13 protein-coding genes are annotated in these 16,319 nt (G+C 50.5%); 4 read left to right on the top strand and 9 right to left on the bottom strand.

The genetic code is table 11. The annotated features are described in order from the left end of the window. Positions 1-547: 547 nt before the first annotated feature. Both OXG10_03880 and uvrC read left to right on the top strand, forming a co-directional pair. Positions 548-1,978 carry a sodium:solute symporter family protein gene (locus OXG10_03880; protein MCY3826508.1) on the top strand — a complete coding sequence of 477 codons (1,431 nt, stop codon included), beginning with the start codon at positions 548-550 and terminating at the stop codon, positions 1,976-1,978. Between the two features lie 211 nt (positions 1,979-2,189). Then, the gene (gene uvrC, locus OXG10_03875; protein MCY3826507.1) at positions 2,190-4,001 is read left to right on the top strand and encodes an excinuclease ABC subunit UvrC; all 1,812 of its coding nucleotides are present in this window, start codon (positions 2,190-2,192) and stop codon (positions 3,999-4,001) included. Positions 4,002-4,049: 48 nt separating this feature from the next. On the opposite strand, the gene argF is transcribed toward uvrC, so the two are convergent. From argF to OXG10_03855, 4 genes are all read right to left on the bottom strand, one after another. Beyond that, positions 4,050-4,967, bottom strand: coding sequence for an ornithine carbamoyltransferase (gene argF / locus OXG10_03870; protein ID MCY3826506.1), 918 nt, complete (start codon positions 4,965-4,967; stop codon positions 4,050-4,052). Next, on the bottom strand, positions 4,960-6,153 hold the full coding sequence (locus tag OXG10_03865; GenBank protein MCY3826505.1) for an aspartate aminotransferase family protein: 1,194 nt from the start codon (positions 6,151-6,153) through the stop codon (positions 4,960-4,962). The genes argF and OXG10_03865 overlap by 8 nt, the downstream gene beginning before the upstream one ends. A gap of 11 nt (positions 6,154-6,164) precedes the next feature. Beyond that, positions 6,165-7,046 (bottom strand): acetylglutamate kinase, encoded by an 882-nt coding sequence (gene argB, locus OXG10_03860; protein ID MCY3826504.1) that lies wholly within the window; start codon positions 7,044-7,046, stop codon positions 6,165-6,167. 251 nt (positions 7,047-7,297) lie between these two features. Then, positions 7,298-9,604, bottom strand: coding sequence for a TonB-dependent receptor (locus tag OXG10_03855; GenBank protein ID MCY3826503.1), 2,307 nt, complete (start codon positions 9,602-9,604; stop codon positions 7,298-7,300). A gap of 415 nt (positions 9,605-10,019) precedes the next feature. Here OXG10_03855 and OXG10_03850 point away from each other — a divergent pair, with 415 nt between their 5' ends. Then, the gene (locus OXG10_03850) at positions 10,020-10,976 is read left to right on the top strand and encodes a site-specific DNA-methyltransferase (protein MCY3826502.1); all 957 of its coding nucleotides are present in this window, start codon (positions 10,020-10,022) and stop codon (positions 10,974-10,976) included. Next, on the top strand, positions 10,973-11,728 hold the full coding sequence (locus OXG10_03845) for a hypothetical protein (GenBank protein MCY3826501.1): 756 nt from the start codon (positions 10,973-10,975) through the stop codon (positions 11,726-11,728). The genes OXG10_03850 and OXG10_03845 overlap by 4 nt, the downstream gene beginning before the upstream one ends. A 26-nt stretch (positions 11,729-11,754) precedes the next feature. Here OXG10_03845 and OXG10_03840 read toward each other — a convergent pair whose 3' ends face one another. The 5 genes from OXG10_03840 to OXG10_03820 all read right to left on the bottom strand — a co-directional run. Continuing rightward, positions 11,755-12,636 carry a transglutaminase family protein gene (locus OXG10_03840; GenBank protein MCY3826500.1) on the bottom strand — a complete coding sequence of 294 codons (882 nt, stop codon included), beginning with the start codon at positions 12,634-12,636 and terminating at the stop codon, positions 11,755-11,757. Further along, positions 12,626-13,363, bottom strand: coding sequence for a peptidase (locus tag OXG10_03835; GenBank protein ID MCY3826499.1), 738 nt, complete (start codon positions 13,361-13,363; stop codon positions 12,626-12,628). Before OXG10_03835 ends, OXG10_03840 begins: the two co-directional genes overlap by 11 nt. 14 nt (positions 13,364-13,377) lie before the next feature. Continuing rightward, a complete protein-coding gene (locus tag OXG10_03830; protein MCY3826498.1) occupies positions 13,378-14,325 on the bottom strand; it encodes an alpha-E domain-containing protein in 948 nt (315 codons plus the stop codon). A 26-nt stretch (positions 14,326-14,351) separates the two neighbouring features. Further along, positions 14,352-15,827 carry a circularly permuted type 2 ATP-grasp protein gene (locus tag OXG10_03825; GenBank protein MCY3826497.1) on the bottom strand — a complete coding sequence of 492 codons (1,476 nt, stop codon included), beginning with the start codon at positions 15,825-15,827 and terminating at the stop codon, positions 14,352-14,354. A gap of 252 nt (positions 15,828-16,079) precedes the next feature. Further along, positions 16,080-16,319 (bottom strand): XRE family transcriptional regulator (locus OXG10_03820; protein ID MCY3826496.1); only part of this gene is annotated, 240 nt, incomplete at its 5' end.

Raw genomic sequence — 16,319 nt, 5'->3', positions numbered from 1 at the left:
AAATCCCCAGACACCTACAAGTCAAAGCTTGATGTGCCGTTAGTGGGAATTGCTGAGTAGCGTCAGCCTCGATTGCTTTTGACCCTGCCCGTTGCGGGTATAACGAAAAGGATCAAATGGCAAAATCATTTTTTCAGTTGCATCAATATCAGGAAGACGGTACCTACATATGTAATGAGGTTATCGGCATGTTTAACTTGTCTATAATTGCAAAGAGATTTATAGTTGGTTTTAATTTATTTGAACTTTTTTGTAGACTTAATAGGTTGGTTTCTTCAGGAACTAACGTTAATAGGCAGTTGTGTTCTAGACATGAGTAATAAGAATCGATGGATATTCTTTGGGGTGGCGGTATCTATTTTGTCAGCGGTGTCTTTCACTCCTCTGGTAATGCCCTATGGAGTGGCGGAGCCATATTTTCTGGGACTTCCTAGGACTCTCTGGGCTGGGTTGGGAATATCACTCTCCATATATGTGCTGCTTGTTTTGGCAATGCTTACGTCCGGTGACCAAGGGTAGCCTGCTTATATAAGAGGAAGAAATAGACATGAACAGGGGAATGGCATTTGTTGCAGTTGCACTAGTATATCTTGCAGTGTTGATATCCCTCGCTGTCATAGGAAACAGGAAAAACAAAGGGGATGAATACGAATTCCTTCTTGCGGGCGGCAGTCTTGGAACTATAATTGGCTTCTTAACCTTTTTTGCTACCCTCTACAGTACATTCATATTGATAGGGATGCCCAATTTCTTCCGCGTGCACGGCGTGGGCACGTGGATATTCCTTGGCGTTACCGATATGGCTTTAGCCGTCTTCACGCTTTGGCTCGCACTCAAATTAAGGGAAAGGATCTCTTCAACGGATTTTCGGGGCATATCGGATCTGCTACGTGAAACTTTTAGTTCCCGTGGAGTTTTCGTGTATGTTCTGGGCCTTGTCATATTTCTCGTTCCCTACATAGCAATTCAAATAAAGGGAGCGTCGGGCATTCTAGCCCACGTTGTTCCCTATGAAGTTCCCCAGTGGGGTTGGGCTGTCATTATACTGTTTCTTATGTATCTGTACTCTTCCATAGGAGGACTCAGAGGTATTATGTACTGTGACTCACTTCAGGGAATTGTACTGTTTACCGTTATATGGATAATGGCATTTATTGTTCTGGATAACTTTGGAGGTATTGGAAAGTTAGTTCAGGCCGTGGCGGAGGAGGAACCTGCACTGCTATCTACTCCAGGCCCCAAGGGATTGTTATCGGTTCAGTGGCTTATTGCGGGATTTATATCAATTGTGTTGCTACCCGTCTCGCAACCTCAGTTGACTTCGAGGCTCAGCATTCTCAAGGGTTTGAACGAGAGACGCAAAATCCCGGTTTTGCATGCGTCTTTCACCTTCCTGCTTCTGATAGCAGGGCTTATAATCGGTTTATACGGTGCAGTTGCAATACCGGCTAAAACGGGCCCGGAGTTCATCGGCAAACTGATACTTGAGCAGAATCCCGTTATAGGTGCCGTTGCCTTAATAGGCATTCTGGCGGCGGCTATGTCGACATCTGACTCTCAGTTTTTCGCTCTTGGGTCTGAGATTAACAATGCTCTTGGCAGGTTTAGCAGGAAGTTAAAAGTATCCCCTATTGTTTTTGTGAAACTAGTTATACTGGTATTTTGCATAGCCTCTTTCATTGTTGCTATGAAGAGTTCTCAGGGAATTATCTCTCTTGCTGTGTCGGGATTCATGGGTACTGCTCTCATGGCACCTATGGTTCTTACCGCGATTCTATGCAAAGGAAGAAGCTTCAATTCCGTAATCCCAGTTTTTACGGTTATCAGCTTGGTTGTGTTTTTAATGTCGCTTTTCGGACTCGTACCGAAAATGATAATGGGTTTACGCATAGATCTGATACTACTCGCCATCAATACGCTGGTTACGATTTTAGTGGTTTCAATCGAACTGAAAAAAACAAATAAAAGATTCCAGTAGATGTCTTGAGACCACGAATTATTAAAAGGCTGTCCCGCCTGAATTCCTCCTTTCAATGCAGACCTCCAACAATTTTCACGCTGGCTTAGTACTATTTTTATAGCTTTATAATCTGAAAAGTGTTCTCAAAATCATTTAAATGTATCTAGATGATTGAGTTGAAAAGCTTCCTGGATCTTGACATATAGTGACTTTTGATTTTTTGTATCTTATGCGCCAAAAGATTCTTGAACTCTCCAGATCATTTCCCGCCACTACAGGGGTCTATATAATGAAGGGTCCGGGCGGTACCCCGGTCTATATAGGCAAGGCCAAGAACCTTCGCGCCCGGGTGATGTCCTATTTCCAGAGGGGAAGCGACAGGGGACAGATACCGTATCTGGTAAGGGAAGTCGACTCGATCGACTACGTGGTGACCGAGGGGGAAAGCGAAGCCCTTTTCATCGAGAACTCCCTTATAAAGCGTCACAAACCGAAGTACAACATACGTCTTAAGGACGACAAGACGTTTTCGTCTCTTCGCCTCTCGGTGGGAGAGAGGTTCCCCAGGCTTTCGCGCACGAGGAGAATACGGGACGACGGGGCGCTTTATTTCGGTCCGTTCGCCTCGGGCAAATTTCTTAAGAGCACGGTGAACCTCGTCCACAGGCTTTTTCCTCTCAGGGACTGCACCCAGGGCAAGTTCGAAAGGCACAGCACCCGCCCCTGTCTTAACTATTTTATGAAGCTTTGCTCGGGCCCCTGCGCGGGCAAGATCTCGGAGGAGGACTACGGGGAACTCGTAAGCCAGGCCGCGTCGTTCCTTCGGGGCGAAAGAAAAAAACTGGTGAGAATGATCAGGGAGATGATGGAGAGAGCCTCAGAGGATGGAAGATATGAAAACGCCGCCTACTACAGGGATCAGCTTGTAAGTCTGGAGGAAAACGCCGAGATAGAGAAGGTTACTTCCTCGAGGTTCGAAGACATGGACATAGTGGGTTTTTACAGGGACTCCGAGAACTACGAATTTACCGTCCTGCTCTCGAGGGGCGGCTCGGTGGTCGACAAGCTCGATTTTTCCGTAAAAAGCCCCCACGGCGATGAGGCGGAATGCGTGAGGGAATTTCTCGGCAGGTTTTACTTCTCTGACCGCTATATTCCAAAGAGAGTTCTCCTGCCTCTTTCCATAAGGGACCGCGAGGGGTACTCGGAGTGGCTTACCGAGAAAAAGGGAAAGCGGGTTTACGTCGAGACTCCCCGGAGGGGAGCCAAGAGCGAGCTCGTCCGCTTCGCGATGAAAAACGCGCGGGAGAGTTTTGCGAGAAAAGCCGAGGAAAAGGCCAAGCAGGGCACACTTCTTCGAGGCATAAGGAAGTCGGCCGGGATGAAACGGGTTCCTTATGCCATAGAGTGCTTCGACATATCGAACATCCAGGGGCACCAGACGGTCGCTTCGCTCGTGAGGTTCCGAAACGCGAAGCCTGAGCGGGACAGGTACAGAAGGTACAGGATCACGGCCACCTCGGGCCAGGATGATTTCCGGTCGATGTACGAGGTCGTTTACAGGAGGGCTCTTCGGGTAGGAGATGATAACTGGGATCTTCCGGATCTCATGCTTATAGACGGGGGGAAGGGACAGCTCAATGCCGCCTACGCGGCGCTTCGAGACTGCGGCGTGGAAAACGAGCTTGATCTCGCCTCGATAGCGAAAACCGAGGGCCGGGGCGGGATCGACAGGATTTACGTGCATGGAAAGGGCGAACCTTGCGATTTTTTGTCAAACAAAAAGGGCGTTTACTTCCTGATGAGGGTAAGGGACGAAGCACACCGCTTCGCGATCACCTATCACAGGGAATTAAGGAAAGGCAAGACCCTGGCTTCTCAGATGGACGGCGTTCCGGGCATAGGAAAAAAGAGGAAACTCCTGCTTCTTAATCACTTCGGGAGCGTGGAGAAGATAAAAGGGGCCACAGCCGAGGAACTCGCCTCCATAAAGGGCATGACGAAACAAGCCGCGCGCAACGTAAAGGAGTTTCTGCGCTAACCGGACAGCGAATCCGTCTTTTTCCTGCTGAACGAAAGTGCCGGGGTTTTAAGATGCGAGGTAATCAAGAAGGCAGAATTCAAGTATGGCTTTTCCTGCGTGAAGCTTGTTTTCGGCCTGAGTGAAGGCGATGCAGCTGGAACTGTCCATTACTCCTGCGGTTATCTCTTCTCCCCTGTGAGCCGGAAGACAGTGCATTATCAGGGGCTTTTTGCGGCAGGAGGAAAGAAGTTTCTCGTTTACCTGAAAGGGCCTGAAGATCTCGATGCCTTTTCCCTCTTCACCCATGCTTACCCAGACGTCGGTGTAGATCACGTCAGCGTCCCTTACCGCGGAGGCGGGGTCGTGGGTGACTTCGATTTCCGAGTTTCCTTGTTCTGAGGCCTCGCCCATAATCGCCGGGTTGGGCTCATATCCCGGGGGAACCGCAAGCGAAAGGTCAAAGCCCATTATCGCGGAGGCGGCCACGAAGGAATTGGCTATATTGTTTCCGTCGCCGAGAAAGGCAAGCTTGAACTTCTCGGGATTTATTCCCTGCTCCGAGATTGAAAAAAGATCGGAAATTATCTGCGTTGGATGTTCAAGGTCGGTAAGGGCGTTTATCACGGGGACTGTCGAGTTCTCTGCGAGCTCGAGGGCTTTTTCCTGTCCGTACGTCCTTATTATTATCCCGTCAAGGTAGGAGGAGAGAATCTTCGCCGTGTCGGCTATGGTTTCCCCCCTTCCGAGCTGGGTATCCGCCGGATTCATGTAAATCCCCTGGGCGCCCAAGTCGAAAAGGCCCGCTTCGAAGGAAAGCCTCGTTCTGGTCGACTGTTTTTCAAAAAGAAGACCCACTGACATGCCCGCGAGGCTTCTCGGGCTCTCGCCCTGTTTTTTCAGTTCCTTTAGTTCGCCGGAGCGGCGGATTATTTCCCTGATCTCGCTTTTTTCAAGGTCTGAGACGGCAAGAAGATTCCTACCCACTAGAAACCACCTCCTCGATGGATTTCGTTATGACATCGACGGCAAAGTCAATTTCTTCTTTGTTTGTGTTAAGCGGAGGAAGAATCCGAAACACGCGCTCGACGGTAAGTATAACTAGAAGCCCGTTTTGAACTGAGACCGAAAAACAGTCCCGGGCGAAGGTCCCGTCTGAGAACTCAACCCCGATTATAAGCCCCTTTCCCCTTACCTCTGTTATATGCTCGGAATATTTTTTCCGGACATCTTCAAGCTTGCCAAGAAAATAGTCTCCGAGCTCTCCCGCTCTTTCGGGCAGGTTTTCCCGAAGTATCGTTTCGATCGCGGCGCAGGCCGCCCCCGCGGCCAGGGGATTTCCACCGAAAGTGCTTCCGTGGGCCCCGGGAGTGAAGTGCTTCGCCACGTCCTCCCTAGCCAGAACCGCTCCGCACGGCACCCCGCCGCCGAGAGCCTTTGCGAGTGCCACTATGTCGGGCCTTACGTCCTCGTGCTCGTAGGCAAACAGTCTTCCCGTCCTTCCCATCCCGACCTGGATCTCATCAAGTATGAGCAGCATGTCGCTTTTCCCGCAGATCTCCTCTACCTGCTTTAGGTACCCGGGGGGCGGAACGATGACCCCGTTTTCTCCCTGCACCGGTTCGAGAATGACCGCGCAGGGGTTTGTCTCCGAGGCCAGGCGGGCTATCGCCTCGGGGTCCCCGTAGGGAGCGAAGTGGAATCCTTCAAGGAAAGGGGAAAACCCCTCCCTGTATTTTTCAGATTCCGTGGCGCTAAGCGCCCCGAAAGTCCTTCCGTGAAAAGCTCCTTCGGTTGAAATGACCCCAAATTTTCCGCCGTTTTGCGCTCCCCATTTCCTGGCGAGCTTTATCGAGCCTTCAACGGCTTCGGTTCCGCTGTTACAGAAAAACACCTTGTCCGCAAACGAGTTTGAAACGAGCATCTCGGAGAGTGCATTCTGGTTTTCTATGTTAAAGAGGTTTGAGGTGTGAATCAGAGTGGCAGCTTGGGATGTTATGGCGTCCGTGATACTAGGGTGACAGTGCCCGAGATTGTTAACGGCTATCCCGGTCGTGTAGTCAAGATACTTTTTCCCTTCCGTATCCCAGAGCCACGAACCGCTTCCCTTCCGCATCGTTATGGGAAGACGGCTGTAGGTCTCCATCAGATATTTTCCCCGCGGGTCTTCCATTTTCCCTGACCTCAAAGGGTTATCTCCGTCCCTATTCCCAGATCGGTAAGAAGCTCGAGTATGAGAGCCCTTTTTACTCCCCCGTTTATTATGTGTACCTTGCTGACCCCTTCTTCCAGAGCCTCAAGCGCGCACATCACCTTGGGGATCATTCCGCTGTTTATCGTCCCGTTCCTGATAAGTTTCTCAACCTGCTTTTTAGTCACGGAGGATATGAGCTTTTCTTTCTTGTCTAGGATGCCGTCAACGTTGGTTAGCAGTATGAGCTTTGCAGCACGAAGCGCTCCCGCTATTTTCCCCGCCACGTGGTCCGCATTTATGTTGTAGGTGGTTCCGTCCTCCCCCAGCCCTATGGGGGCTATAATCGGAATGATATTTTTGCCTTCAAGCACCCTGATTACCTCGGGGTTTACTTCCTGAACCTCGCCCACGTAGCCGAGGTCTGCGTCCTCGGCAATATCTATACGGTGTTTGGCGGCGAATTCGTGAAGGTCGAACTTTTTAGCTTTTATAAGCTTTCCTTCCTTGCCCGAGAGCCCCACCGTTTCCATCTGGTGGCGGTTTATCGACGTTACGATCTGCTGGTTTATCTTTCCGACAAGCACCATCTCGACCACTTCCATTACCTCTTTGTTGGTAACGCGGAGCCCGGCTATGAAGTCGGATTTTATTCCCATAGTGTCGAGATACTCCTGGATCTGGAGTCCTCCTCCGTGCACTACTACCGGTTTTATCCCGACGTATTTCATCAGTACTAGGTCGCGCACGAAATTTGAAAGATCCGTCTTGGCTAAGCTTCCGCCGTATTTGACCACGACGGTTTTGCCGTGAAACGCCTCTATGTAGGGCAGGGCTTCGACCAGTATTTCCGCCCTCTGGGCTGAACTGTTCATGAAAAACTCCTTTCTGCGAAAAAAAACATTATATAGCAACCGGGGTTTTTATTACAACACTCAAGGATAATCATATATGAGAATTTGGGTTTCGGGGCTGAAAAGAAAACAGCAGTATCCGGGATCAAAAAATCTCCTAAGGACGCAAAAACGCCTCAGGGATGGAGAAGGGATTTCCGCTTGGGAATTCTCGTTTCAGCCACCGCGACTGCGACTACTCATAACCGTCCTGGGGCACAATTGCCGGTCCGTCAGCTCTTGTGCCGGTAGGTCAGCTGAACTCCGAAGATCCTGCCTTTTGCAAGCGGCGAGAATGTGCCGCCAAGAGGTGCCGCCAGCGGGGGTGCGCCCAACGTGGTGGGCAACTGGCTGTCGCCTCCGTGCTTGACTTCGTTAAGCAGGTTCTTGCCGTAAAGGCCGATTGAGAACCGGCCGTTTGCGGGAATGATGTCAATCCCGGCGTCAAGTATGTTCTGCTCCAGGATATAGCCCCTGTTGTCATCGGTGAAGTATGACTTGTCACGATAGGCGTAGCTTATTCGGGACGTCATCCGCCCCCAACTGGTCGCTCCCGTGTCGTGGGTGAGTCCCACGCTGTAAGTCCACTTTGCGGCGCGGGGAAGCTCTAAAGCTAGATCTTTTACGTCAAGAGTCTCGTCTCGATTGAGGTCGTGTTTTACTTTGGTGTACTCAGGGTTTATGTATCCCACGGAACCGGTCAGGAACAGGTTCTCCGCAATGGCGAACAGGCCGTCAAGCTCAAAACCGTAGGTCTCGACATCGGCGGTGTTGTCGATCAACTGAACTATACCGAGTACTGGATCGGGAAAATTAATTTCCCTTTGCGTGTCATCAATCATGTTGTAGAAGGCTGCTCCGTATAGACGGCCGCGGTCTTTTGTGACCTTGAATCCGACCTCGAAGCTGTCGATCTTCTCTTCATCATACGGTCCCGGAGAGTGCTCAGGCGAAAGGTTGCGAAGGTTATAGCCTCCGGAGCGAAATCCTCTGGTCCAGTGTCCGTAAACGTTGGCTTCGCCGCTTATGTAATAAGTGGCGCCGAGCTTGGGTGACCAGCTGTGCCATGTCTCCTCATCTATAAAATCAAACTCGCAGGCGGGGCCTTCAACGATATTGCAGGATGGTATAGGCGCGAGGGGACTGCTGGTGGGAATCAAGGCTATTTCGCCCTCTCTTTTGTCACGCGTGTATCGCGTACCCGCGGTGAGCGTCAGCTGGCTTGTGAGATCATAGTCCAGAGAGAGGAAGAGGCCCAGAGTTTCAACATCGTAGTTTCCGCCTCCGAACTGGGACACGTCCGTCCCCGGCGGGAAGGGAAGACCCGATGCCGCAATAGCGTCGGTAAGCAGAGAACGGTGCTCGTGGTAGTTGATCTTGTTGCTAAAGTAGTAGGCTCCCGTAGTTGCATTGAGTCTTTCAAAAAACCTGCCCGTGTAACGCAGTTCGTTGCTCCACTGTCTGTAATTGCTCCATGCCTGCGCACTCATGAGTTCAAGCGGCGAGGCGTCGAGATCAACTGCCGAGGAGGTTTCTGAATCGCGCCAGCCGAAAATGTTTGTTATCGTGCCGTTGCCGAAACCCACGTCCCAGTCCATCTGGGCGGCGAAAAAATGAGCTTCGTTTTCTCTTTTACCTTCATTATTGATGCTGAAGTCGTGGCTCTCGCGGTCAAAGTTGGCCGCCGAGTTTGGGGCGCCGAATCCGTTTGTGTGGTTCTGTGCCGCGGGGCCGTCGCCGTCGATGCTATCGTACTGGTATCGGAGTACCAGGCTCAGGTCGTCTGTGGGTTCCCAGACGAGCACCGGCCGTACCATTCGGACGTCTAAATCTCCGAAAGCTTTGCCGGTGTGGAGGTTCTTGAACCAGCCGTTATCCTGGTTTGTGTACGCGGTTATCCTGGCGCTAAGGGTTTCGCCCAGAGGGCCTCCCACCGTGCCCATGTAGTAGCTGTTGAGACTCTCTCCTCCCCCCTCAAAAGAGGTGCGAAAGGACGTCTCCAGAGTGTCTCCGGGTTTCTTCGTGTTGATGAGTATCGCGCCCCCGGTCACATTACGCCCGAAAAGCGTTCCCTGCGGACCCCTAAGCACCTCGATGCTCTCGATATCAAGCGTGTCGAACAGGGCGCCGCCCATGTTGGCCCCGAAATACACGCCGTCGACGAACACTCCCACGGTCGGGTCAACGGACGGTATGGAACTGTTTATCCCGAGTCCGCGAATGGAAAAGTTGGCGATTCCTCCAACGGTGCCGATATCGTCAAGCGCGACGTTGGGCATCTTTACAGCGAGACTTTCAAGGTTCCTTACCTTAAGGGCGTCAATCTCTTCGGAGCTGAAATGCGTTACCGAGAGCGGAACGTTCTGAATCGGCTCTTCCCGTTTCCGCGCCGTGACTGTGATCTTCTCAAGCAGGACGCTGCTTACGCCGAACGCGTCTTGGGCGTTTGCCGAGACGCCGCTTACAAGAGTAAGAACCGCGCCCACAGCGAAAGTGCCTAAGAGTGCCTTTAACCTGGATTTAAATTTTCTGCGAACCATTGAGATCTCTTCCCCACTTTTTTTCGATAGCATGAACTGCAGTTTGCCAACACTGCCCGGTGGTTTTTTTTGGCCTTTCTCTAAAATTTCTATTATAGCATGAATTAAATCGGAATTGCACGACTTTTCAAAGGGTGTTCACCGTGGAAGTTTTTGTCCTTAATATTGCTATCTTTTGTTCATGCCGAAGTCATTGCCGAAGCACCGGATCGGCCTCTATAAAGTTTCATCAGAGAAGCGCCGCGGAATAATATGCAATTTTGCTGAATGAAATTGGGATTAAACACCTTTATTCGTTAGAATACTCAACAGAGGGTAAGTTTGTGCAGATCCAAAAACTCAATCACCAAAGTTGAGTAATGAACAGTATCAAATCTTTGCTGGTCTGCAGACGCCATTATCTGGGTTCAACGCAATGAGCGACGACCATATACAGCTTGTACTTATAGACGACAACTCCGGCGGAGTGGATGCTTCTGCCGGTCAGCATGGTAACAAAACTTCTTCAAGCTCAAAAAATTTTCGTTTGATTAGAGTAACTAGCGAGCCGGTAGATAGGCTTTCTCAATCGGTGCTTATCCAGGGTGACGCAAAAGATGCGTTGAGACTGTTGCCGTATGAAAGTATTCAGACGGTAGTAACGTCACCACCATACTGGTCCCTTCGAGATTATGATGTCGATCAACAGACTGGATGCGACGAAACTCTTGAGGATTACATCAACAGAATAGTGAAAACTTTTGACGAAATTCGACGGATTCTCAAAAAAGACGGAACCGTCTGGCTAAATATTGGAGATGCTTACACGTCTGGGAATCGACGATATCGTGCTCCAGACAGAAAAAGTTGGGCACGTGCGATGTCTGTGCGTCCTGCAACTCCAGACGGATTAAAGCCGAAGGACCTGATTGGACTTCCTTGGAGATTGGCTTTTGCTCTTCAGGATGCTGGCTGGTGGTTGCGATCCGAAGTCATCTGGAATAAGCCAAATGCTTATCCTGAATCTGTCCGCGACCGCCCTACAAAAGCTCATGAAGCCATTTTTCTGCTTTCAAAGAACCAGGACTACTATTACGACATAGATGCGGTTCGTGGAATAAATGGCCGTCGACTGCGGACAACATGGGATATACCTACGGACCCTCAAAGGAAAAATAATGGAGATGCAGACAGCCATCCAGCGGTAATGCCAGTGGCTCTGGCACAACGTTGCGTGCAGATTACAAGCAGAATTGGTGATTTTGTGCTGGATCCTTATGCAGGTTCAGGTACAACCTTGCTGGCCGCGCAGAATCTGGGGAGGCAATGGGCTGGAATTGAATTAAAACCAACCTTTATTGATCTGATAGAACGCAGGCTCGGAAATTGGTGACACTCGCTGAACTCAAAAAAAAGCTCGAATCACTATCGCCAACAGCGGTCCTGTTCGTTTCTAGAATTGTGGATTCTTTGTCTGAACCTCCGCAGGCGACAGTGAATCAGCAGGGTACTTGGTTGCCTGCTGAATGGATTGAGTATTTCGGCCTAGCATTATCTGTTCATCATGGAACTACCAAGGAACCTCTTGCTCAAAAGAGTTTCGAAGCAGTTTTCCGCAATGCTTGTGAATCTTCAGGCTGGAAGGTAGGAGATTATCTTTCAGAGACCGAGAGGTTTGTCGACATTGAAATTAAGAACAGCCGCCTTCCGGTGCAGAAGCTTTCACTGAAATCTACTGCTGCCCAAAAACTTTCTCGTACCTCAGTGCACATCTCAAAGCTGACCGAAGCGGCATGGATACAGGATATGCGTACAGCAAGAGAACGTAGGAAAAGAACGCTTGCCCTGTTCCGTGAGTATCAGGAAGCGGTAGATTCAATTATGATGTTGCGCGCGTTTCGTAAAGGGCCTAGCATCCCGTCAATGTATCAACTCGTTGAAATTCCGACGGCTATATTCTCATCGCTACAGAAGGTTTCTGTTGCCGCATTCAACTCTGATGGGCCAGTAGTTGACTGTCCATACCAAGAACACGCTGTTGCAGCACGGGTTTCTCTTGATAGATCGGATTCAAAAATAACAGTGAGGCAGATATTGCTCTCTGCGTGCACTGTTCATGTGGAGTGGACAGTAAAGACAGACTAATTCTCTGTTGAAGTTCATCCTGTCCTCTAGAGAAGTCCCAGGGCTTTTTTTTCCCGCTTCCCCGTCTTTTTTACCCTTACACGGAACCGGAGCTCGACTTCGGCTCCCTCCCCATAGAAACTTCCTGAAACGGGGGCGATGAGGCCGTGGGTGGGACCGCTTGCGACTGCGACGTGACGGTCTGAGACTGCGAGACCCGAAGAGGGATCATAGCCTCTCCATCCTCCGCCCGGTATGTAGACCTCGGCCCAGGCGTGAAGCTCGTCTCCTTTTTTTCTTCTTGCGCTGAGCGCATAGCCGCTTACGTGCCTGCACGCAAGACCCACCGAGCGGCAGACGGCCGCGAAAAGCTCCACGAGGTCCCTGCAGGACCCCTTTTTTTCCCTGAGGGTCCTCTCCGCGGACCAGGGTCCGCCCTGCTCTCTCACCATATGGGGAAAGTTATCGTGTATGTGCTCGCAGAGCGAGAGAATAAAATCCGTGGTTTTTCCCATGGTCTGCGAGAGAATCGTTTCACGAAGCGGCGAGACTGCCAGGGCCGTTTTTTTGCTTACCGCCAGGTACGGGCGAAGGGCTGCCTTCTGCTCGCGTGGGTATTCCATCGGCAGATCAAGGAACCTTACGTCGGAAACTATGAAATCAAAAGGGTTTTCCCGAAGCGTCTCGACGACGCAGCTGGTATCGATTGTAAGACTGTTGAACTCGCCCATAAACCACAGGGTAACGGTAGTGTTTCCGTCGAGATCCGAGTTCACGCTTCTTCCCGCTTCGGGGGGATCTGTCCTGAGCGAAAACATATGGGTCATCTGCCCCCCGCCGTTTCTCGGGCAAAGCCTCACGGTATGAGGGGCCAGGACCACTTTTTTCCCGTAGGAGTAAGTTGTGTTGTGATCTATGCTAAGCAGCACTTTTCGGGCTTCTGTTAAGGATTTTTCTTACCCATTCGGCGGGCACTTCCTCGGCCGATTTTCTGAGCCTCTCCTGCCACCAATCGGATATGTCCGCCAGCTCGTTTTCGTTGAACCTGTACTGCTCGAGGGAAAATGAATTGCTTCTGTAGACTATGATGTCTATCGGAAAATCAACGTCTATGGCGTTTATGCGGCTTGAATCAAACGCAAGGTATGCGATGCGAAGCGCGACATCGAAGCTGGTATCGTAGGTAAGGGTTCTTTTTATTATCGGTTTTCCGTATTTCGACTCGCCTATTATAACGTAGGGGGAGGTGGTCCCCACGTTGATCCAGTTCCCTTGGGGATAGACGAGGAAAAGCTGGGGCTCGGGATCGTTTTCGAACTGCCCTCCTATTATGGAGTACATGTTGAAGGCAAATCCCGATTCGGAAAGCGCCTCTCCGTCTTCCTCTTTCACCCTCCGAAGCTCCCTTGAGAAAATGTTCACTGCCTTGTAGAGGCGGTCAAGGGATTCCTGAGAGTGATCAAGCGCCTCGTCAAGATAGGTGATAGTCTTGTCCCTCGCGGAGCGAAGCCCCGAAGTCATAAGGAAAAAGGAGTTGTCCCCGGCCCTGTGGGCGGTGACCTTCTTTGCCCGTATGGCCTCGTTTCCCGTTATTATGAGATTGTCGGCAAGACCGATTATCCCTTCTTTGAGTCTCATCCCCACGCAAAAAGTCATCTGTTTTCTCCCTCTCAGATATCGTCAAAGTCCCGAAGGATGTTGTCTGTTAAGCTGTAGCCGAAGTAATCGTCGTATACGCGGTTTCCGACCTCGTTTATGCGGGACTGGAAACTGCTTAGGTACTCGTGCATTCCGCGATGTATTATCTCCCCGACGCTTATGAACCGAAGATCCGATAGAAGCCTTCCCATCTCTTTTTCGGTTTCGTTGTTGTAGGAGCCGGCCGGGCTGTTGGATATGCAGTGAAGCGATTCGTCAGCCCGTTCGACGCAGTAGATTATCGAGCGGGGAAACTGGTTATCAAGGATGAGAAAATCGAGCACGTTGCCTATTGATATCTGCTGGTGCTTCGCCTTGTAGGTCTCAAGGGCGCTTGTCGATTTAAGAAGGGCTATCCACTGCATGTTGTCTATCGACGTTCCCACGAGTTCCGCCTTGGGAAGCAGAGTGTAGTACTTGACGTCGAGTATCCTGGAAGTGTTGTCGGCCCGTTCCATCTGCTTTCCAAGTTCCGAGAAATGCCACGCCTCGCCGTGGGATATGCTTATGTACCCGGATCCGTGAAAAAGAAGGCTCTGCACTTTTGCCACTTCGCAGAACTTTCCGGGGTTGTCGAGCAGCTTCTGCTTGGCTTCGTCGCTGTTCAGCCTGTGGTAGAAGCGGTTTATTAGAAGCCACATCTCAGAGGAGATTATCTCCCTAACGGAACTTGCGTTCTCACGGGCGCAGTTAACGCAGGAGATGATCGAGTTCGGGTTGTTGCGGTCAAGTACCATGAAGTTTATTACGTTTTCCCGGGTCGTGCCGTCATAAAGGCTTCTGAAAAGCTCCATGTCTCCCGTCACCTTTACTATGGGGTCCCATTCCTGCTCAACGGAGTCATGGGTGTCAATGGCGAGGCCTAGGTTTACGCTTATAAGCCTCGCGGTGTTCCCTGCGCGCTCGGCGTAGCGGCTCATCCAGTATATAGACTCTGCGACGCGACTTAGGATTTTCTGCCTCCTTTGCCCCCGGCGTTCTTTGCGGGAGCAAGCACCCAAGTGTCTTTGCTTCCGCCTCCCTGGGACGAATTAACTATCATTGAACCTTTGCGCAACGCCACCCTGGTCAGGCCTCCGGGCAGGACGAATATTTCTTTTCCGTAAAGAATGAAGGGTCTCAGATCGACATGGCGTCCCTCGAAGTGATCGTCCACTATCACGGGAGCACGGGAGAGGGACATAGTCTTCTGGGCTATGTAGTTTCTGGGATCCGCTTTTATATCTCTTTTGGCTTGGGCCAGCTCCTCTTTCATCGCTTTGGGTCCGAACACTATCCCGTATCCTCCGGATTCATTCGCGGGCTTTACGACCAGCTTCTCTATATTGTCGAGTACGTATTTTCTGGCCTCATCCTCCTCGCAGATATACGTTGGCACGTTCGAGATTATGGGATCTTCTCCTAGGTAATACTTTATTATCTTCTCAACGTAGGCGTATATTATCTTGTCGTCGGCCACTCCTCCTCCTGGGGCGTTGGCTATGGCGACGTTTCCGGCCTTGTACGCGCTGAAAAGCCCTGGAACTCCAAGTACTGAATCCGGGCGGAACACCTGAGGATCAAGGAAGTTGTCGTCTATCCTTCTGTATATGACATCCACTTTCTCAAGTCCCTTAGTGGTCTTTAGGTAAACGAAGTTCTCTACCACGACGAGATCCCTTCCCTCGACAAGCTCTATTCCCATCTCTTTTGCCAGAAACGAGTGCTCGAAGTAGGCCGAGTTATAGATCCCCGGGGTGAGAAGCACCACCTTGGGGTTAGCCGTTCTGTCAGATAGCAGGTACTGGAGGGTGTCATGGAGATGGAGTCCGTAATCGCTTATGGGCATTATCTCGACGGTGCCGAATACCTTGGGAAACGTGCGCTTCAGAAGTTCGCGGTTCTCAAGCACGTAGGAAACGCCGGAGGGGGAGCGCAGGTTGTCTTCGAGGATGTAGAAGTTTCCGTCCGAATGTCTTATGAGGTCCGTTCCCGTGATGTGGCACCAGATATTCTTCGGCGGGGAAAAACCGACGCAGTCAAGGCGAAACTCCCTGCTTGAGAGGATGAGTTCCTTGGGAACTACCTTGTCCCTCAGAATCTTCCGGTCGTTGTATATGTCGTCTATGAATAGGTTAAGCGCGTGGATTCTCTGCTTGAGGCCCCTTTCTATGAGCTCCCAGTCCTCGGCTGACACTATTCTCGGAATTATGTCGAAGGGGAAAATGTTCTCCTCGGAACTCTTCTTTTTTTCCGAGTAGAGGGTGAAGGTGACCCCCATCTCGAACAGGTTCATCTCGGCCGCTTTCTGCCGCTCGATCAGCTCTCCGTCTGAGAGGCTTTCTATCCTGTCGGTTAAAAAGCGGGTCCACTCATGCGGGGTGGCGTTATCCTTGAATACCTCGTCGTAAAAGCCTTCCGTGTCGTAGTTTTTAAAATTCATCTCGGCTCCAAGGAATTTTTCCCGAAAAATCTAACTAAAAGTGAAGGTTATGCAAAAGCTCCATATTTTACTGAAGAAGGGAAAGTTAGCGACACGATGTATGTTCATTGTAGCGTTTTTATATGTCCTCGTCTTATCTGATGTAACGTAAGATATTTTCTGTATATTCAAAAAAAAGAATAGTTGAAAAGCAAGAGGTACGTATAAACAACGGGAAGGGCTTCACCTCTCTGTGATGATTGAGTTATTCTACTAATTTCGCTCAGTTTCCCATGTGTAACGCACTTTCAAATTGTTGAGGTGACTTCTGGGCAAGTACCCTTCGTGTTGCATCCGACCAACGACAATACCGGGCGCCACGCCGATATTTTCAGCAAAAATTCTTACGGCTACTCCGGTTTGTGCAAGAGAACTGAGGACTTTTGCTTGCTTTCTTGGAATCAATAAATTGCTGGCAAATCTGTCAGCTTCTTGTTCTTGCTTGTTCCCCAC

The sequence above is a fragment of the Candidatus Dadabacteria bacterium genome, assembly GCA_026706695.1.
Taxonomy (GTDB): domain Bacteria; phylum Desulfobacterota_D; class UBA1144; order Nemesobacterales; family Nemesobacteraceae; genus Nemesobacter.
Note: the sequence above shows the minus strand (reverse complement) of the source record. Positions and strands in the feature narration are given on the sequence as shown.